This is a genomic window from Roseibium sp. AWQ4_254, from assembly GCF_056161025.1.
The window spans coordinates 1-18,123 of sequence record NZ_JBSWYH010000004.1 but is presented as its reverse complement, the minus strand read 5'-3'; the positions used below and the strand labels follow the sequence as shown (position 1 = coordinate 18,123).

Here is an 18,123-nt window from a genome sequence, read left to right as displayed (position 1 = left end):
AACGCGATTTGCACCAGGCATCTTCAAGAAAGAGGAAAAACCCCCTTCGGCGCCTGTGCCGGAGGGGGTTTTTGCAGGGAAAAGGGGGCGCGCCTATTGCGGCCCGCCCGGGGTGTCCGTGCCCCGCTCTTCCAGAAGAGTTGTCAGCCAGTTCGGGTCCATTTCGGGTACTGATGACAGAAGAAGGTCCGTGTAGGGATGATGGGGCGGGGTGAACATCTTGTCCTTCGGCCCTTGTTCCACCACCTTGCCCTTTTGCATCACCACCACTTCATCGGCAATCGAGCGCACGGTGGCGAGATCGTGGGTGATGAACATATAGGCCAGATCAAGGTCCTGCTGCAGCCGGTCGAGCAGTTTCAGGATACCTTCCGCCACCAGCTGGTCTAGCGCGCTGGTGACTTCATCGCAGATGATGAAGGCCGGATCGGCCGCCAGGGCCCGGGCAATGCCGACCCGCTGTTTCTGGCCGCCGGACAGTTCCGGCGGATAGCGGTTGTAGAACTTCGCCGGATCCAGCTCGATCAGGTCCAGCAGTTCATCCACCCGGTTCTTCAGCGCCGTGCCCTGAAGTCCCCCATAGAACTGGGCCGGTCGGCCGATAATGTCGCTGATACGGATCTTCGGATTCAGCGCCGTGTCGGCCATCTGATAGATCATCTGCACCTGGCGCAGCTGGTCCTTGGTCCGATCCTGATAGCGGGGCGGCAACGCTTCTCCGTTGAAGAGGATCTGCCCGGTGGTGGGCGGCAGCAGGCCGGTGATGCAGCGGGCGGTGGTCGATTTGCCGGAACCGGACTCGCCCACAACAGCCACTGTCATGCCGGGGTGAATGTCAAAGGAGACATTTTCCAGCACCTTGGTCTTGCCATAGGCCGCATCGATAGCCTGGACGGAGACGATCGGCACGGCGGCCGGATCGGCCGGGCGCTGTTTCTGGGGCCGTTTGAAGCTGCGCACCGCCCACAGGCTCTTGGTGTAGTCTTCGCTCGGCGAGTCCAGCATCTGTTCGGTCGGTGCTTCCTCCACCTCCTCGCCCTTGAGCAGCACCTTGATCGTGTCGGCCATCTGGGCCACCACCGCCAGATCGTGGGTGATGTAGATGGCAGCTGTGTTGAACTGGTCGACAATGTCGCGGATGGCGGCCAGAACCTCGATCTGCGTGGTCACATCAAGAGCGGTGGTCGGCTCATCAAAGATGATCAGATCCGGCCGGCAGGCCATGGCCATGGCCGTCATGGCCCGCTGCAGCTGACCGCCGGATACCTGGTGGGGATAGCGGAAGCCGATTTCCTCCGGATGGGGCAGCCGCAGGCGGCGGTAAAGCTCCATCGCATCTTCCTGCGCTTCCACGCGCTTCTGGATGCGGTACTGGATCGGGGCTTCGGTGTGCTGGTCGATGATCCGGTGAGCCGGATTGAACGAGGCGGCCGCCGATTGGGCCACATAGGCAATGCGCGAGCCGCGCAGGGCCCTTAAATCGCTTTGCGGGGTGGTGGTCAGCTCCATGCCGTCAAATTCAATGGAGCCGCCGGAAATCCGGCATCCGTCGCGGGCAAAGCCCATGGAGGCAAGGCCAATGGTCGATTTGCCAGCGCCCGATTCTCCAATCAGGCCCAGGACTTCACCCTTGTGGAGGGTCAGGTCCACCCCATGCACGATCTCGACCCAGCGGTCGTCGGAATAGCCCTCAATGCGAAGGTCCTTGATATCGAGCAGAATGTCTTTTTTCGGCACCATGCTCACACCTCCTTCAGGCCAGAGGACCGGAACAGCATCCAGTCGACCACAAAATTCACCGCAACGGTCAGCAACGCGATGGCTGCCGCCGGAATGAGTGGGGTTAATTCGCCAAAGGAAATCAGCGTCGCGTTTTCCCGCACCATGGAGCCCCAGTCCGCCGTGGGCGGCTGGATGCCGAGCCCCAGGAAGGAGAGCCCGGCGATCAAAAGGAACACGAAACAGAATTCCAGGCCGAATTCTGCCACCAGCGGTGCGGTGGAATTGGGCAGGATTTCCTTGCGGATCAGATACCAGGTGCCTTCTCCGCGCAGTTTGGCTGCTTCAATATAATCCATCACCACCACATTTCCGGCCACCGCCCGGGTGAGGCGGAAGACGCGCGGTGAATAGATCAGAGCCACGATCAGCACGATCACCGGCAAGCTGGTGCCAAATATGCTGAGCATCAGAAGGGCAAAGATCAGCGACGGTACGGACATGATCACATCCGCGGCCCGGCCCATGAGCTGGTCGAACCAGCCCCCCTTTGTGGCCGCAAGCAAGCCTGCAAGCGCGCCGATAAAAAAGGCGAGCCCGGTTGCCGTCAGTGCCAGGCCGACCGAGTTTCGCGCCCCGAAGATGATGCGGCTGAACATGTCGCGCCCAAGCTGGTCGGCGCCGAGAAGCATGGTGGCATCGGCCGGGGCGAAGGCAGAGGAAATCACTTCCGCTTCCCCGAAAGGGGCAATGACGGGCGCGAAAAGTCCGGCAATCGCATAGGTGAAAATCACGAACATGCCAAAGGCGGCGGTCAAGGGTGCGGTCTTCAGTTCCTTGGAGATGCCGTCCGGGGTGACAAGGATCAGGAATTCGCGGAAAGCATAGGAGACCCCGGCGGCCAGGGCCAACAGGCCGGCGGCGGTGGTGATGAAGCGCAGGGCCTCGACCCCGCCGACAATGCCCGCCACGAAGGAGATCAGGGTGAGGGAGAAGATCAGCAGGAAAATCTGCTTCTGCTTGAAATAGGCTGCCAGGCAGGAGGCCCCGATCAGCAGCGCGTAATAGGCAATAACGAAGGTGCTCATGGCGCGATCCTCACTTCGGGTGCCGCAAACGCGGATTGGTCAGGATAGCGCCCACATCCGCTGCCAGATTGAGCAGGATGAAGGTCGCGGCGAAGATCAGGCAGCAGGCCTGCACAACGGGGAAGTCGCGCTTCGACACTGCGTCCACCAGAAGCTGGCCGACGCCGGGATAGACGAACACCACTTCCACCAGCACCACACCGGTGATCAGATAGGCCAGGTTCAGCGCGACCACATTGATGATCGGCGCCCAGGCATTGGGCAGGGCATGCCGGACGATTACCTTCCAGGGGGGGACGCCCTTCAGGCGGGCCATTTCGATATAGGGGGAAGCCAGCAGATTGATGATCGCGGCGCGGGTCATGCGCATCATGTGGGCGGTCACCACCAGAACCAGTGTCAGCGCCGGCAGGAAGGTCCGGTGCAGCAATTCGCCGAAGCTCATGTCGGAGCTGAGGCTGGCAATCGCAGGGAAATAGTTGGTCTTGACCGCCAGATAAAGGATCAGGATGTAGCCGAGAAAGAACTCCGGGGAGCTGATGGAGGTAAGCGTCACCACATTGACAACACGGTCGAACAGGGTGTTGCGCAGCAACGCGACGATGATCCCCAGCAGGATCGAGATGGGAACCGCGATCACCGCCGCATAGGCGGCCAGGAACAGGGTGTGGACGAACCGGCCGCCAATCGCTTCGCTGACCCGCTCACCGGAGATGAGCGAGACACCGAAATCCCCGGTCAGCGCTCCGCCGAGCCAGTGCAGATAGCGTAGTGGGGCCGGCTGATCCAGCCCGAGCTTTTCCCGCAAGGCGGCAACGGTTTCAGGTGTGGCTGACTGTCCCAGCACCGCCTGGGCGATGTCTCCAGGGAGAAGTTCGACGGCAAAGAAAATCAGGATCGAGATCACGAAAAGCGTGATCAGCCCCAAGCCAAGCCTTTTCAGGATCAGCTGCAGGATATCCCCCATATGTTCCTCCAGTTTTAGAGCGTGCCGCGTTTTTTAAGGGTTCGTCCGGTTTGGCCTTTTAGGTGAAATCTTTCGATTTCAGGCAGCGGAAGGCAAATCCTTGTCAACGCGGTGGGCTTCTGGACATCCGGCGCCCCTGTTGGCCGGAATTGTGCCGGGCCTGGACCTGTTTGCGGTCCTTGGTGTGTCTTTGTTTGAAAAGAAAGCCCGGCGGTCAGATCCGGGGCGGCCCCTGATTGGGAGGGCCGCGCCCGGCATGAAGACGGCGGCAGGTGCCGCCATGAGCCTTAGGCCTCGAACCACCAGCGGTGGGTGCCGCGGGCGCCATCCACTTCCCAGGAGGCGGAAACGCTCGGGCCGTGTTTGACATTGCTGCGCCGTGCATAGACGAAATTGACGAACATCGGCAGCACGGTCCCGCCATCGTCGCGGGCCAGCAGGCACATCTCGTGATACATTTCCGCGCGCCGGGTCTCGTTCAGCTCGGCCTTGGCCTGCAGCAACAGTTCGTTGAACCGGGCATTCTTCCAGTGGGACTCGTTCCAGGCCGCATCGTCCTTGTAGGCCAGCGTGAAGATGTTGTCCGGCGTCGAACGGGCGCCCCATTTGACGAAGACGAACGGTTTTTTCAGCCACACATCCGACCAGTAGCCATCGGACGGCTCACGGACAGGCGTCAGGTCGATCCCGGCCTTTTTGGCCTGCTGGGAGTACAGCACCGCCATGTCGACGGCGCCTGGCAGCACGCTGTCCGTGGCCGACAGGCTGACCGAAAGATTTTCCATGCCAGCCTGCTTCAGATGCCATTTGGCCTTTTCCGGGTCGTAGGTCCGCTGCGGGATATCCTCTGGAAAATAAGGCATGTTCGGTGACACATGGAAGTCATTGCCCGGAATGCCGGTGCCGAAGGCAATCTTTTCAACGATCTCCTCCCGGTCGATGGCCAGTTTCAGCGCCATGCGCACATCCACATTGTCAAACGGGGCGGTATCGCAGAACATGGGCAGGGTGATCGCCGAGCCGGAGGGGATGTTGTCGAGCTCAACATCCGGGCGGCGCTGCAGCAGTGCCATGGTCTTCAGGTCGACGGACGAGATCGCATCCACATCGCCGGTCACCAGTGCGGTCTGGCGGGCATTGGGATCGTTCAGCACGGTCATGTCGATCCGGTCGAACCAGGCGCCTTCCCGGTGCCAGCCGTCATGGCGCACCAGGGAGGTGCCGATGCCGAATTCGTTGCGCTCGATCTTGTAGGGGCCCGCGCCGATCCCGCTTTCCCAGTCCACGGACCCGTCCCCGGTGGCGGGCAGCATGACCAGGTGATAGTCGGTCATGATCCAGGGCAGATCGGCAAAGCCCTGGTCCAGCTCGATGACGATATGGCTGTCGCCATCGGCCTTGATGTCGACCACGCTGTCCAGCAGCGCCTTGGCGGCCGAGGTGGACTTTTCCCCCCGGTGGAAGTTCAATGAGGCAACCGCGTCCTTCGCGGTGAATTTGCGCCCGTCATGGAACGTCGCGTTCGTGTCAAGCTCAAACGTCCAGACCTTGGCATCGGGGCTGGCTTCCCAGCCGACCGCCATATCCGGGCCCAGGGTGTTTTCCTCGGTGATCTCGGTCAGATAGCTGCGGTGCGTATGCGCCAGCTGGATGGAATAGACACTTTGATAAGTGCCGGGATCGTGGCTGTCGCTGGTGTTGCCATCATGCACGCCCAGCCGGAATGTGCCGCCGCGCTTGGGCTGCGCCTTGGCCTCTGACGTCCAAAGTCCCGTTGCGGTGGAAGCGGTGACCCCTGCCAGCATGGAATAGTGCAGGAACTCGCGCTTGGAGATGCCGCCTTTGCGAGCGGCTTTTTCCAGATTGCCGAGCAAGTCAGGATTCTTGGATTGTGTCATGGTAACTCCCCTTGGTAAGTCTTGATTGCGTGGGGCTGGCCCGGCGCTTGCCGCAGACTGTCCCAAATGTAGTTCGTGCGGGTTTCCGGTATTGGTAAAGCTCATAGATGCTGTTGCACCAGCAAAACATGAACCGTACCCGCGAGGCTACCCTTTCATTAAAAATCTTGAGAGCCCATTTGGTGCATGGCGTAACATTATTTTTTTCGCGGCGCAGCCCGAAAGTCACCCATTTTCTTTATTTTTTTGTCATGCATCGGGGTTCCGATGCTAGTGAGAGGTTAAATATTGAGAGAGATTTGAAGTTGAGCTTTCTCCGGGCCTGGAAATATTGAGTTTTACTTTCAAGTCAGGCCGATGAGAAGTTGAGCCCAGTCTTTTTCCGACCGGCAGGATACGCAAGTAGCTGGAAATAAGTCAAAAATATGCGGTGGTTTGGCGTTTTGCGCGGCCTGGGATACTTGGGAAGACTTTGGCAGGCTGCGTGGAGAGCGGAAGGGCAGGTCCCCTTTCTGCGTCAAAGAAGCGGGTCAGAGGCGCTCCGCGCCAAGTGCATTCCGGCAAAAGGCGGAAACCGCCTTTGTCAGCCCTGCCTCATCCACGGGCTGATCGCGGCTGAGCGTGTCCTCGACTGCGCCGTGAAAGGCGCTGAACAGCATGACCGCGCTCAGATGCGGGTCCGGCACATGCCAGGCCCCGGCCGCCATGCCGTCTTTCAGCACCCCGGCGAGCAGGGCGGTCACGGGATTGTCCGACTTCAGGGACCGGTTTGCAGGCCGGTACTCATGAAAGACCAGATCGTGCAGAGGGACATTTTGCAGATAGGCCGCCACGCAGGAGGACATGCAGGTGTCGAGCCTGTCCGGCCAGCTGCCAGCGCATTGGTCGAGCGCAGCCACAACGGTCTGGTGAAAGTCAGAAATATAGCGCACCCGCAAGGCGGCCAGAATCTGGTCCTTGGTGTTGAAATAGGTGTAAAACGTTCCCTTGGCCACCTCCGCACCGGCAACGATCTCGCTGACGTTGGTGGCTGCAAAGCCCTTTAGCAGAAACAGCGTCTGGGCGGCATCCATCAGGTCTTCGCGCCGCTCTTCTGCCGGTTTCTTGCGTGGTTTTTTGACCGTTGTATCCGTCATGCCCGTGTCTCTGCCCTCGTCCTTGTGCTGAAACGGCCCTTTTGAGAGGGACCTTTAGCAGATTCGCCGCCCAGTTTTGGTGTGAGCCCCTTCTTTTACAGGGCCATCTCGGCCGTCCATTACATGATCCTTTCCGGAGCGCAGGCCAAGGACGAGGGCAGCCGCCAGCAGCGCGATCAGGCTCTGCAGGGGCAGGGCCCAGCCTCCGCTCCAGTCATGCAACAGCCCTGTCAGGACGGGACCGGCGGCCGCAATCAGATAGCTGGCGGTCTGAACCATGCCCGAGAGCTGGATCATCTGCCGGTGCCCGCTGGTGCGTTTGATGAAAAGGACCCCCGGCAGCCCCAACCCGGCGCCCAGCCCGAGACCCAGGAGCGTGCAAGCGGCCGGAGCTGCAGGAACTGGTGCGAGCCAGACCCCCAGCAGACCCAAAATGCACAGCAGGCAGGCGCCGGTGATATGCAGATGCTGGCCCGGATGGCGCGCGGCGTGGGCAGGGGCGAAAAACGCGCCAAGCGCAACGGCAACAAAGCACAGGGCCAGATAAATCCCGGCGAGGGAGGCTGTCGTGCCCCGGGCGATGAGAAGGGCCGGCAGCCAGGCCAGCACCGCATAGAAGACCAGGGACATGAGGCCGAAAAAGCTGATCAGGCTCCAAGCGGTCGGGTGAGTCAGGAGCCAGCGCCAGGACGGTGCCGGATGGTCTGTCTGCTTCGGTTGCGGTCGCGTGCGCAGAAAGGGCGTAAGCGCGGCCAGCGCGAGCAAGGCAGGGACGGCGGCGGTCCCCAGCGAAAGGGAAAAGGAGCCCCCGGTAGCATGATAGACCGGAACCGCAAGGGCTGCCATGGCCGCGCCGCCAAGGCCCATCATCATGGCAAAGATCCCCATCATCAGGCCCATCTTTTCCGCTGCGAAATGCTGGCGGACAAAGACCGGTGTCAGCACGTTGAGCAGCGCAACGCCGATGCCCGCCACCACCATGCCCGACAAGAGGCCAGGCGTGCCAAAGGACCGGAGCCCGATCCCCAGTGTCAGGATCAGCATGCCCAGAAACAGGGCCCGCTCTTGCCCGAACCGTTGTCCGGCAAAGGCGGCAAAGGGTGAGAACAGGCCCATGCTCAAGGCGGGCAGGCTGGTCACGAGCCCGGCGGTTAACGGGCTCAGATCCATGTAGGGCACCAGCGGGCCGACTCCGCCGAAGACAATGCGCAGATTCAGGCAGACCAGTAGAAACGCGGTGAGGACAAGGGCGCCATTGGGCGGGCGGAGGCCCGTTTCGAGAGGGCATGTGCGGGGCATGAGACCATCCTGAGATCACAAAGGGGGGAGGCAGGCAGGATGCCTTTCAGAGCGGCCCGGCTCGGGGAAGGGGCGCCCTCTGGGTTTCCGGCAGCATGAGAGATATAAATATTGACTGACCGTCGGTCAATACAAATCGTACCGCGAAACTCTGTTGCCTTTTGGAGCTGTTGAGACCGCCAGCGGTGTCATACCAACCTCAATAGATAGAAACCCATCTGATGGCGCTGGTCCGGATTGGCCGGCAAGGCGCGTTGCGCCGGACGGCCTGGTTGGCCGTTCAAGCGGCGCAACGCAGTCCGGCGGGCCGGAGCAGGCCACCGAGGCCGTGTTTGCGGACTGTTCAGCTACGTCCCAGGTTTTGAACGATAAACCATATCGCCCTGCAACCTGCTCCTTGCCGAACAGTCCCCAAACACTGTCAGATCGGTTCCTATCTAGTGAGGTTGGTATCAGGCCCGGAATACCGGCCGTCAGAGCCACGGTGCTGGCGCTGGCATGGGCAATGCGATATAGGGGGGAGCCAAGATTAAATGCACGCCATGTCACTTCCGACATCTCTCTGAGATCCCACATAAGTCTCCGAAAAGACTGGAGAACAGCAGGTCATGTCCGCTGCTGATACGGAACTTGCGCCCGAAGGGCTGGAAGGCACCCAACGAAAACTGGCCGCGCTGGCCGTCTTCGTGACCCTTGTGCTCGTCGTGCTCGACGGGGCGATTGCCAATGTGGCGCTGCCCAGCATCGCGGCGGCCCTGAACGCACCGCCGTCCGAGACAGTCTGGGTGGTGACCGCCTATCAATTGGCGCTTGTTATGGGCATCCTGCCAAGCGCGGCGCTGGGGGAAAGCTTGGGCCATGCCAGGGTCTACCGGGCCGGGCTTGTGCTGTTCCTGACAGCTTCCCTCTTCAGCGCCCTGGCACCCTCGCTGCCCTGGCTGGTCGTGGGGCGGTTTCTGCAAGGGGCGGGCGCCTCGCCACTCATGGGCCTGGGACTGGCCTTGCTCCGCTTTATCTTTCCGCCTGCGCATATGGGGCGGGCCATTGGCTGGATTTCCACGATCATCGGGCTGACAGCTGCCTGCGCGCCAACGGTGGGGGCGGGCATTCTGTCTCTTGTCAGCTGGCCCTGGCTGTTTGCCGTCCATTTGCCCATTGGCCTGGCCGCGTTGCTGGCCGGGTTCAATCTGCCAAAATCGGGAGGCAGCGGCCGGGCGCTCGACAAGGGGAGTGTTGTGCTGAACGGAACAGCCTTTGCAGCCTTTGTTCTGGGGGCAGGCCAGATGGTGTCCCGGCCCCTTCTCGGCGGAGGACTTCTGCTTCTCAGTGTGGCCTGTTTTGCGATTCTGATCCGCCGGGAAGCCCCCAAGGAGGCGCCGCTCATTCCGCTCGACCTTCTAAGAAACCCGTCGATCCGGATTTCCGTGCTGACTTCCGTGTGCAGTTTCTCCGCGCAAATGGCGGCGCTGGTGTCTTTGCCCTTTCTCTACCAGCACGAATTCGGCATGAGCGTACTGGCGACCGGGCTGGCCCTGACACCCTGGCCGCTGACGATTGCCTTTGTTGGACCGCAGGCGGGCCGTCTTGTGGATGCGGGTGTACCGGGCGGGGTTTTGTGCGCGGCCGGGGGCACCCTTCTGGCCACTGGCATCGGCCTGATCGCGCTCTGGCCCGAAACCGGCAGCATGATCCCGGTTGTTTGTTTCACCATATTATGCGGGGCCGGGTTCGGCCTGATCCAGGTGCCCAACAACCGCAACATTCTGGTCGCGGCCCCAAAGGCGCGCAGCGGTGCGGCCGGCGGTATGCAGGGCACGGCCCGCCTGAGCGGCCAGACCTTGGGTGGCCTGTTGATGTCCCTCCTCTTCAGCCTGCCGATCGCCTCCGTCCTCGCCTTGCGCACTTGCCTTGCCTGCGCTGCCGGACTGGCCCTGCTGGGCGGCCTGATCAGCCTGTTGCGGATCGGTCTGGACAAGACGCGGGAAGAGGCGGGGGGCTGATCCCACTTTATGTTTCTAAGTGTGGTTTTCGAATTTGAAATACGCTCCGGCGGTGACGGCTAAAATGAGGCGTATTTTCAAATTCACCAAACGAGCACCAAACGAGCAGGTGGCCGCCGGAATGACGCTATGTATAAGGTCCCGCCAGCCGTCATTTTGACTTGGTGCCGAACTGTGCGCGCAAGCTGTCCGTCAGCCTGTCACAGCCGCCATATTGTTCGACAGTGCTCTTGAGCACCTTGCGGGCATCCGCATCGGAAAACGAAGGATCGTCTTTTCCTTCCAGCACAAATTCCGAAAGCGTTGCAGCGCGGAACCAGCTCTCCATCTCCATGACATCGGCATAGATGGGTGTTGCGGGGCCGCAGCCATTGTCCTGCATCAGGCTTTCCAGGCCTGGGCGCAGGTCCGGAAGATCGTTGCCACAGTATTTTTGAGCCAGAAAATGCGCCGCCATCAGCATGTCGAGACCGAAAAAAGGACCCGGCATTTCGCCTTTTTTGATTTCCAGCTTGCTGTCGCACCGGTCCGTTGCCCCTGCCACCTCCGCGGAACCTGCCATGAGACAAAAGGCCAGGGGGACAAGCGCGAAATGGGAAAGAGATCTGAAGAATGTCAAAAGCTTAGCCTTGAAAGGAGGTGGCCCTGAAAGAAGGTGACGCGCAACCAGGCGATGCGAAACGTGCTGTGCAATCCTACAACTTAAGCTGAACCTTATGAAGCGTATGTGTCAAAAAAATGCCGACCTTGATGAAGCCGTAGTCGCGGCGGACGGAGCCGCCTCCGGTGCGAGCTAGCGAATCCGGGATTGTCTTGGTGGCGGAAGGTGTGCCGGTGAACCAGAAGTCCAATCGGCTATTGCCTTTTCAATGGCAGAAAATCCTTTGGAGCCTTTTTCCAGAGTAAAAATGCCGCGCTTTCCGTTCTCGAACACGACAGGAAGATCGATCCAGCCTCGTCCTTTCAGCAGATTTATATTTTCCGCACGCTCCTGCGGCAAGTTCGAAAGAGCAATCCAGTATAGGTCAGGCTTGACACTCACGGATGCGCCTATCAGTGCGTCTCCCGGGGCTTCTTCCGTATCTTTCATCACTAGTCCTGGAACATTTACAATTGCGCCGAACGGATATGTGTGAGGAAGGTCAAATTTTATTTCCACTAGATGGCTGGCTTGAAGCTTGGCGTCGTCGTTTGGTTTAAAACGAATTCTGAATGAAATACTTTTTTCCGGGACGTCGACATCAGCAATCAAGACACTTTGTTTTTTGCCCGACAGGTCATCCTCTTCGGCCAAGGACCAAGTGACATCGCCTTTGGCAACGGTGCCTGCACTGCCGGGGTTGCTGCCTTCTTCATAGAAAATTGCCAGTTGTCTGCCCTGAGACGTTTCCCGAGCACTTTTATTTGGCACTTTGCGGGGCAATTGAGTTTCTGAATGGCGATGCGTCCTCGATGAGGGGGGCTCAGGAACGGCGGCAGTGTCGTAATCAAGCCGGTCGCCTTTATTCCTGTGAATTAAATTAAAGTCCTGCATTTCTCGACCAGACAAATAACGCATGTCATTTGCATCAGTCTTTAGCAAAAGCTCTAGCAGATCGGGTTTGACACCCATTTCGATCATGTACGTTACAATATCAGCAGTTACGTTCTGAACGGTCGAAACAGCTTCGCTGGTCTCCAGGCGATCTTCTTCCGTTAAGGAAATTTTATGAACGCCGATAGCGCCTGGCTCTGCATATCTGTTCACACCCCCCATAAATGCCAGCGCGCAAGCCGATGAACATTCCAGCGCCCGAGGCTGTAGTGTTGAGAGCCCCAACCGTCTAATTGCACGCCCCAATTCAACTGCCTTGAAAGGGCTTCCACCAGTGCTGTCAAAAATGACGAACTCTGCGCCTGAGTTGCGTACAAGCTTTTGAAATTCGGCTATTGAGTCGTCTAATGTAAAATCGCCTTCAATCAAAATAAATGTATCGTCGCCATTTGATGTCATGGCCTGAAAAGATAGTTTTGCCGTACTTGGTGCTACCCCGAAAAAAGAAAATATAAGTGCAAGTATCAATTTTCGGCTCAAATTGATCAGAGCCAAATTCTCGGTTTGCAACATCAAACTCTCATCTTCGAATAGCGTCGAAATATGATCAAGTGCAAAGGATATCTGAAGACACTATACTATAGCAAATCGCGTTTAAACGGCTTCAGATTTCGCTGTGTCTCAGCTGCGCTTCGAACGCGACATCTGAAACAGTCTGAATTCAATGAAACGCGACGCGCACCTAAAACTTAAGCTGAACCCTATGAAGTGCATGTGTCAAAAAAAGCGCCGGGCGCAGAGAAAGGAGGGGGCTTTGGGGGGAGAGCCAGGTGTGATCAGCCAGGCGGCAGTCAACCCAATGCAGTCCCGGGCGGTGGCGCATCACGCTTTTGAACAGGTCCGGCCCGCATTCCAGTGCGCAAGGCCCTTGAGAATGGGAATCAGCGCAACACCGTCGCGCGTCAGGGAATAGGCGGGCACGGCCAGAGCGGACCGTGTGACCAATCCGTCCTTTTCAAGCGCGCGCAAGGCCCGCACGAGCACTCGGCGGCTCGCCAGGGCAAGGCAGCGCTGGAGGGGTGGCAGACTGCTGTGGCCTTCAAAAAGGGCGATCAGGATTGAGGCCTTCCAGGCCCCGCTCACCGTGGTGAGGCCCGCCGCAAGATCGCACCAGGTGTGCAGATTCTCCCGATTGCGTTCTTGAATGGTCGACCATGACCGCTCTGCTGTGTCAAAATTGTCAGACTGGTCCATGGCTCTTCCGGCTCCGATAAGTGTCGCCCACTTTATGGAGATGGTCATATGTCAGAACAAGTCTTTACCGGTTTTCACCACTACGCGGTGCGGTGCCCTGACCTGCAGCGATCTATCGCGTTTTTCGAAGAACTCGGGTTTCACCAAGTGCACGGTTGGGCCCTTCCTGCCTATGACATCGCGCACGCAGTCATGATGCAGGCCCCCGACGGCAAGAGCTGGATCGAACTTTTCGATCTGGAGGCTGCGATCCCGATGCAGGGCGAGGGTGCGCGGCCTGGGCAGCACGTCACCACAGGGGCCCTTGCCCATATCTGCCTGCGTGTGAGCGATCTTGAGCGCGCCTGCGTGCAAATCGCCGCTGCGGGCGCGAGACATTTGTACGGCCCGGAAACGCTGGCGCTCGGCCACCCGGAAGTAAACGTGCACAACGCGATTTTTGAAGGTCCGGCCGGCGAGATTATCGAACTCCTGCACACCGTCCGCTTCCCTGGCGACCGGCCGGAACAGGCGCAGCCAAGGCCCCCCATGCCCGCAGGTCCGGCATAAATGGACACCCGCAAAACCCCATTCTTGAAATCGGCTTTGCTTGTCGACGGTCGTTTGATCCTTGTTTGTTCACGGTATTAAACCAACGTGTTCGACAAATTTCTCGTGCTGAAAACCGTGCTCTGAGGTTTTTGCGGGTGCTCAGCTGCGGGGTCCCATGTCTATGCGAAGAACCGGGAGACCCGTATTGGGCGGGACCTGTGGCCCGCCTGATACCAACCTGAATAGATAGAAACCCATCTGATGGCGCTGGTCCGGATTGGCCGGCAAGGAGCGTTGCGCAGGACGGCCTGGTTGGCCGTTCAAGCGGCGCAACGCAGTCCGGCGGGCCGGAGCAGGCCACCGAGGCCGTGTTTGAGGACTGTTCAGCTGCGTCCCAGGTTTTGAACGATAAACCATATCGCCCTGCAACCTGCTCCTTGACGAACAGTCCCCAAACACGGTCAGATCGGTTCCTAGCTATTGAGGTTGGTATGATACGCTGGTCGCACCTTGTGCGAAGCATCGACGTGGGGAAAGCGAGGGGAACCCATATGGCGAACTGTGATCGGATTTTTCGGTTGATTAAAAGACACTGAATTTGTAATTTTTTACCATGTAGAGTGGAGGTTGAAAGCTGGAAATAGTATTGGGAGCGATAATAGACCTTATTTTAAAGGTCATGAAAAACTCACTCGCACGCAAAATACTTATTTCAACTATACTACTCGTCGGTGTGTTGTGGGCCGCAATTAGCTATAGGATTTAGTTTGAATTATGAGTTTTATAGCCCGCCTAGTCAAAATTAAAGATGTCGGTCGGAAAAATGGTGTTTCATCAATCGTTGTTGAATGATTACTGAGTATCGCGAAAGGTTAGAACTGTCGATGGATAGATATTTTATTCACAGGAATAAAATAAATATAATTGACTTAGCTTTTGCCTTTTTTGCTTATATTCTTACAGGTTTTTTATATTCGTATTTTCTCTATTTTATGAATAGAGTAAATTTAACCTATGATTGGAATATTTTACCGGTCGGAGAACTTCCGGTCCTAGTTTTTTCTGGAATTTTGTCGTACTTCTGGAGTTTTTTGGTATGTATAATTTCCTTAATTTTCTTTAAAATGCAAGATTTTCTGCCAAAAATCTTTAAGAGAAATGCTTTTGAAATATCTTTGTTGTGCTTCTGGTTTACAGTTTTGTTGTTCAAAAACTTTGATGACAACGGCAGCTTCAACTACGAAATTTTCCGCAGGCAATGTGACTTCATCAATAATGGTTCTCTAACGGAATGCGGGCGTCAAAACCTAATAATTGAGTATTGGGCGAACGTCTTATTTTCTGCGGTGGTTTGCATCTTTGTAGCACTGATAAGGAATGCGACATATGGACGGATGGCAAGATAACGGCGATGGGACGTCAAGCTTTGTTACCCGAAGCGGCGACGTTATCATGGTTGGAAACTCTCATTTGTCCAACGGTGGAGCACATGGTCTCACGGTGGGGGAGATCACCAGAAGTAACCCCGACTATCATGAATATCACACACTGACGAACCTAGGGTACAACGCTGGAAGTCCGGTTGTTCCCTCTGAAATTGTCAACGACGGACTTCCGGCAAACCCGACGCGCTATAGATGGTTGGGAAGCGGTTTTGAAGGGAGTGCCCGATTTCTGCTCTGGTGAACATTCAGACCATTCGACGGAGCGCAGGCCGAAGTTGTTTGGAACACTTCAGGGTTGACCTCCTGAAAGCTGACCATCCTTTTTGGGCGGGGATGAGCGAGGCTCGTCACCGCAGGAGCAGCCGTCCAAAGTCGGCGGGAAGGACGTCACCGAGCTGCGGGCCCCCATGTCTATGCGAAGAACCGGGAGACCCGACCCGTGATGGGCGGGACCCGTGGCCCGCATAACACGCTGGTCGCACCGAGTGAGAAGCATCGACGTGGGGAAAGCGAGGGGAACCGCGATATGCTCACCGCATTCCAATCGAGACAGCGGTATTTTTTTATTGGCCTCAATAAATTTGAGAGGACAAGCACTGGTGAAATTTCCAGTGTTAAATGCTAATAGGGTATCGAACTCGTACTCATTAACTCGGGAAAAGAATGATCACTGGTGGCAAACTTGTTGTTCTGGCTGCTGGCATTTTTGGCAGCGTTTTCGTGAATTTGGCGTATTCCGCTGAGCGAACAACGCAAGGTGATGCAATCCAAGAGTCGGTAGCTCTTCTGAGAACGGGAGATTGTCCTGCGGCTTGGAGAATACTTTGGCCACAAGCCAAAGGACAAAACGTGCAAGCCTTCACGCTATTGGCGGAAAGCTTAGTCGTGCTCGGGCTCAATCCTCCTGGGCTTCCCGAGGATGATCTGGGGTGGAAGCGAACATATCTTTTTTTTGCAGTAAATGGATACAGTACCGAAAGCAACTTAGCTGGTCTTGAATTGCTTAAACTGCTTAAGTCAGATTTATTGCTGCAACCAGCCGGAGAGAATGTTGCGCTGTGCTTGGAAAGTGGTGAAAAACGCTCTCGATGCGTGGATGAAGCGGTAAAAGCAAAGATAATCCCGAGCTTTGAAGAGTTTGTTTCAGAAGTAGAGAAAGAGCAAGTTTCTTCTGATCAACCAGAATGTAAATCCTTTAGAAATTAGTGGGGGTGATTGTGGACTATAGAAATTTGACACAAGGCGAAATAGATCTTGCGAGTACAGTGTATGGGTATACGATAAATTATGATAAAGTAAAAATTTATCATGAAAGGTACGTTGCTTTTCAGCCAGAGAATGTGACGATGGCGCCGAATGGAAACATATACTTCCACGAACAGTCCCCAAATTATAGTGCAGATTTTTCAAAAACTAATCTTAGATTACAAGCGCATTTCGTGCATGAGATGATGCATGTCCAGCAATATCAGAGTAGTAGTGCGTTTGGTCCTTTCAAAAATCTGTTCTTTGAAAGAAACCCTTTCATGGGTGGAGGCGGTGACTATTACGACTATGGTGACTTAGGTTCTGTTTCGGATTTCAATGCATTAAACATTGAGCAACAGGCACAAATCATGAGCCACTATTTCTTGGCTCAAAGATTAGGCGGGAGCTACAATGGTTACAACATCGAAGATTTTGAGAAATTAATACCTGAAGAGATTCTCCAGTCAGCAGCGGACTTCAATGATCACTTTGGAATTGAACGTTGTTTCCTCGCTGGCACTCCCATTTCCATGTGGGACGGCACGGAGAAGCCGATTGAGCATGTCAAACCGGGTGACGTTGTAACCTCATACGACAAAAACGGCAAACTGGTACCCGGTCGTGTTTCGAAGACCATGGAGAACCGGGTCAAGCACATTCTTGATGTCTTCGGACTAATGGTGACGCCCGGACACGTCACCCTTTGCGGTGATGGCGAGTTCGAAGGCCAACATGTACCGATGATCGACATCCTACGATCCGACGGAGCGCTGGTCTTGGAAGATGGGTCCATGAAACGTGCCGCGACGAATTTCGCCGTTGGGTCCGTCGAAGACCGCTTTGTCCATGCCATCGTCACGGAGGATGTTCCGGGAACCGATAATGTTCGCGTTATCGAAAGCGGACGGATCCGGCTTGGGACCCGCTTCATGCACCCTTCTGGCGCAGACATCACGGTTCTGGAGATCATCCGGCGCACGGGCGGTACTCTTACCGACGACGGGTATGTCGTGCTGTCGGACGGGTTTACCAAGACCCCGTTCATCTGGACCTTTACCAATCGCTTGCCGAAGCCGGAAGACTTCGTCCTGCAACGCAGTCAGGTGACATTGGCGGACATTTACGAGGCGGATGAATGGGAAGCCGTTGCACCTCAGGTTCCACCACCGTATCGGGGTGAGGCCGGGCCATCGTTCGCGAGTATCAACGGCGGCCTCCAAGCGCCCGGCCGCGAGGACAATCGACCACCGAATATTCCGGTATCCATGCGGGGGGCAGCCAACCAGCCAACCATGAGCCGGAAGCAGCGCCGCGCACATGAGGCCAAGCAAAGAAAGCAGGCCAAGCGCATGGCGAGAACAGCGCACTGACGCCCGCTCGAATGATCTTGGCGCTTCAATGCCTCCATCCTCAACGGCGGACTTTTAGCGGTAGAAGGTGTCTCGCGATAGTCCCATCACCTTGCACGCTTGGCTCACGTTGCCAAGCTCTTCGGCCAGGTTCAAAAGACCGACTTTGTGTTTAATGATCCGTTCGTTACTCTCGTACATCAGGGTTACCTTTTAGGGCTTGAGATGATTATTTGGTCACAACCATCAAAGCCGGTAACCCTCAGCTCGAAAACCGAGATGTCAGATCAAGTCTCAACTTCTACAGATAATGGTTCCGATGGCGATTCAGATCCGGAAAACGCCACACTCCCGTATCCGCCCTGATAGAGGTTTACGCTGGTATCGCTTGTTGCCAGAGACCATCGTAGATCGCGATTTTTGTCGGTGCTATGTGCGGCTGGAGAGGAACCAAATAGGTCGGTTTCTTGCCCGCATCCTTTATTGACCCTCCCACAATCCAACAGTCAGTGCTGTCGATAATGAGTGTCCGTCCGGTGAAGCCGGTCTTCATGGCGGCGGCGCGCTCTGTTACGCTGCTTTTGCAGCGTAACACCAAGGCATGAGTTCGTTGATGCGATTGATCTTGTGGTCGGCGATTTGTGCCAGAACCCAG

General features: G+C 56.8%; 15 protein-coding genes and 1 pseudogene. 4 read left to right on the top strand and 12 right to left on the bottom strand.

The genetic code is table 11. From position 1 onward, the window contains the following. Window positions 1–93 precede the first annotated feature (93 nt). From ACXAIC_RS03995 to ACXAIC_RS03970, 6 genes are all read right to left on the bottom strand, one after another. A complete protein-coding gene (locus ACXAIC_RS03995) occupies window positions 94–1,740 on the bottom strand; it encodes an ABC transporter ATP-binding protein (protein ID WP_475173895.1) in 1,647 nt (548 codons plus the stop codon). Window positions 1,741–1,742: 2 nt separating this feature from the next. Next, on the bottom strand, window positions 1,743–2,807 hold the full coding sequence (locus ACXAIC_RS03990) for an ABC transporter permease (RefSeq protein ID WP_475173893.1): 1,065 nt from the start codon (window positions 2,805–2,807) through the stop codon (window positions 1,743–1,745). Window positions 2,808–2,817: 10 nt separating this feature from the next. Next, window positions 2,818–3,774, bottom strand: a complete 957-nt coding sequence (locus ACXAIC_RS03985; RefSeq protein ID WP_475173892.1) for an ABC transporter permease — start codon at window positions 3,772–3,774, stop codon at window positions 2,818–2,820. Between the two features lie 287 nt (window positions 3,775–4,061). Beyond that, window positions 4,062–5,672, bottom strand: coding sequence for an ABC transporter substrate-binding protein (locus ACXAIC_RS03980; RefSeq protein WP_475173890.1), 1,611 nt, complete (start codon window positions 5,670–5,672; stop codon window positions 4,062–4,064). Window positions 5,673–6,202: 530 nt separating this feature from the next. Further along, window positions 6,203–6,808, bottom strand: a complete 606-nt coding sequence (locus tag ACXAIC_RS03975) for a TetR/AcrR family transcriptional regulator (RefSeq protein ID WP_475173888.1) — start codon at window positions 6,806–6,808, stop codon at window positions 6,203–6,205. A 54-nt stretch (window positions 6,809–6,862) separates the two neighbouring features. Beyond that, complete coding sequence (locus tag ACXAIC_RS03970; protein ID WP_475173887.1) at window positions 6,863–8,107, bottom strand: MFS transporter; 1,245 nt, start codon at window positions 8,105–8,107, stop codon at window positions 6,863–6,865. Window positions 8,108–8,715: 608 nt separating this feature from the next. Here ACXAIC_RS03970 and ACXAIC_RS03965 point away from each other — a divergent pair. Beyond that, window positions 8,716–10,107: an MFS transporter gene (locus ACXAIC_RS03965; RefSeq protein ID WP_475173882.1), complete on the top strand. Its 1,392-nt coding sequence runs from the start codon at window positions 8,716–8,718 to the stop codon at window positions 10,105–10,107. 151 nt (window positions 10,108–10,258) lie between these two features. Here the strand turns inward: ACXAIC_RS03965 and ACXAIC_RS03960 are convergent, their stop codons facing one another. From ACXAIC_RS03960 to ACXAIC_RS03950, 3 genes are all read right to left on the bottom strand, one after another. Next, window positions 10,259–10,669 carry a hypothetical protein gene (locus ACXAIC_RS03960; RefSeq protein WP_475173881.1) on the bottom strand — a complete coding sequence of 137 codons (411 nt, stop codon included), beginning with the start codon at window positions 10,667–10,669 and terminating at the stop codon, window positions 10,259–10,261. A 231-nt stretch (window positions 10,670–10,900) separates the two neighbouring features. Then, window positions 10,901–12,214 carry a COG3904 family protein gene (locus ACXAIC_RS03955; protein ID WP_475173880.1) on the bottom strand — a complete coding sequence of 438 codons (1,314 nt, stop codon included), beginning with the start codon at window positions 12,212–12,214 and terminating at the stop codon, window positions 10,901–10,903. A gap of 309 nt (window positions 12,215–12,523) precedes the next feature. Further along, window positions 12,524–12,895 (bottom strand): winged helix-turn-helix transcriptional regulator, encoded by a 372-nt coding sequence (locus ACXAIC_RS03950; RefSeq protein ID WP_475173877.1) that lies wholly within the window; start codon window positions 12,893–12,895, stop codon window positions 12,524–12,526. Between the two features lie 48 nt (window positions 12,896–12,943). Between ACXAIC_RS03950 and ACXAIC_RS03945 the strand changes: the two genes are divergently transcribed. Continuing rightward, a complete protein-coding gene (locus ACXAIC_RS03945; RefSeq protein WP_475173876.1) occupies window positions 12,944–13,444 on the top strand; it encodes a VOC family protein in 501 nt (166 codons plus the stop codon). Window positions 13,445–14,535: 1,091 nt separating this feature from the next. Here ACXAIC_RS03945 and ACXAIC_RS03940 read toward each other — a convergent pair. Then, window positions 14,536–14,685, bottom strand: a complete 150-nt coding sequence (locus ACXAIC_RS03940) for a hypothetical protein (RefSeq protein ID WP_475173875.1) — start codon at window positions 14,683–14,685, stop codon at window positions 14,536–14,538. A gap of 849 nt (window positions 14,686–15,534) precedes the next feature. On the opposite strand from ACXAIC_RS03940, the gene ACXAIC_RS03935 reads away from it, so the two are divergent. Together ACXAIC_RS03935 and ACXAIC_RS03930 are read left to right on the top strand one after the other, a co-directional pair. Next, window positions 15,535–16,077, top strand: coding sequence for a hypothetical protein (locus tag ACXAIC_RS03935; RefSeq protein WP_475173872.1), 543 nt, complete (start codon window positions 15,535–15,537; stop codon window positions 16,075–16,077). 26 nt (window positions 16,078–16,103) lie between these two features. Further along, window positions 16,104–17,489: a Hint domain-containing protein gene (locus ACXAIC_RS03930; protein WP_475173871.1), complete on the top strand. Its 1,386-nt coding sequence runs from the start codon at window positions 16,104–16,106 to the stop codon at window positions 17,487–17,489. Window positions 17,490–17,546: 57 nt separating this feature from the next. Here the strand turns inward: ACXAIC_RS03930 and ACXAIC_RS03925 are convergent. Together ACXAIC_RS03925 and ACXAIC_RS03920 are read right to left on the bottom strand one after the other, a co-directional pair. Beyond that, window positions 17,547–17,669, bottom strand: a pseudogene (locus ACXAIC_RS03925) (helix-turn-helix domain-containing protein); the annotation flags it as partial. 172 nt (window positions 17,670–17,841) lie between these two features. Beyond that, window positions 17,842–18,123: hypothetical protein (locus ACXAIC_RS03920; RefSeq protein WP_475173869.1), on the bottom strand; the 282-nt coding region annotated here is incomplete at its 5' end.

Excerpts from the sequence above, each read along its gene's own strand:
- ACXAIC_RS03980 (WP_475173890.1), bottom strand. The coding sequence starts at position 5,672 with ATGACACAATCCAAGAATCCTGACTTGCTCGGCAATCTGGAAAAAGCC.
- ACXAIC_RS03985 (WP_475173892.1), bottom strand. The coding sequence starts at position 3,774 with ATGGGGGATATCCTGCAGCTGATCCTGAAAAGGCTTGGCTTGGGGCTG.
- ACXAIC_RS03990 (WP_475173893.1), bottom strand. The coding sequence starts at position 2,807 with ATGAGCACCTTCGTTATTGCCTATTACGCGCTGCTGATCGGGGCCTCC.
- ACXAIC_RS03935 (WP_475173872.1), top strand. The coding sequence starts at position 15,535 with ATGATCACTGGTGGCAAACTTGTTGTTCTGGCTGCTGGCATTTTTGGC.
- ACXAIC_RS03945 (WP_475173876.1), top strand. The coding sequence starts at position 12,944 with ATGTCAGAACAAGTCTTTACCGGTTTTCACCACTACGCGGTGCGGTGC.
- ACXAIC_RS03955 (WP_475173880.1), bottom strand. The coding sequence starts at position 12,214 with ATGTTGCAAACCGAGAATTTGGCTCTGATCAATTTGAGCCGAAAATTG.
- ACXAIC_RS03965 (WP_475173882.1), top strand. The coding sequence starts at position 8,716 with ATGTCCGCTGCTGATACGGAACTTGCGCCCGAAGGGCTGGAAGGCACC.
- ACXAIC_RS03970 (WP_475173887.1), bottom strand. The coding sequence starts at position 8,107 with ATGCCCCGCACATGCCCTCTCGAAACGGGCCTCCGCCCGCCCAATGGC.
- ACXAIC_RS03950 (WP_475173877.1), bottom strand. The coding sequence starts at position 12,895 with ATGGACCAGTCTGACAATTTTGACACAGCAGAGCGGTCATGGTCGACC.
- ACXAIC_RS03960 (WP_475173881.1), bottom strand. The coding sequence starts at position 10,669 with ATGGCAGGTTCCGCGGAGGTGGCAGGGGCAACGGACCGGTGCGACAGC.
- ACXAIC_RS03975 (WP_475173888.1), bottom strand. The coding sequence starts at position 6,808 with ATGACGGATACAACGGTCAAAAAACCACGCAAGAAACCGGCAGAAGAG.
- ACXAIC_RS03995 (WP_475173895.1), bottom strand. The coding sequence starts at position 1,740 with ATGGTGCCGAAAAAAGACATTCTGCTCGATATCAAGGACCTTCGCATT.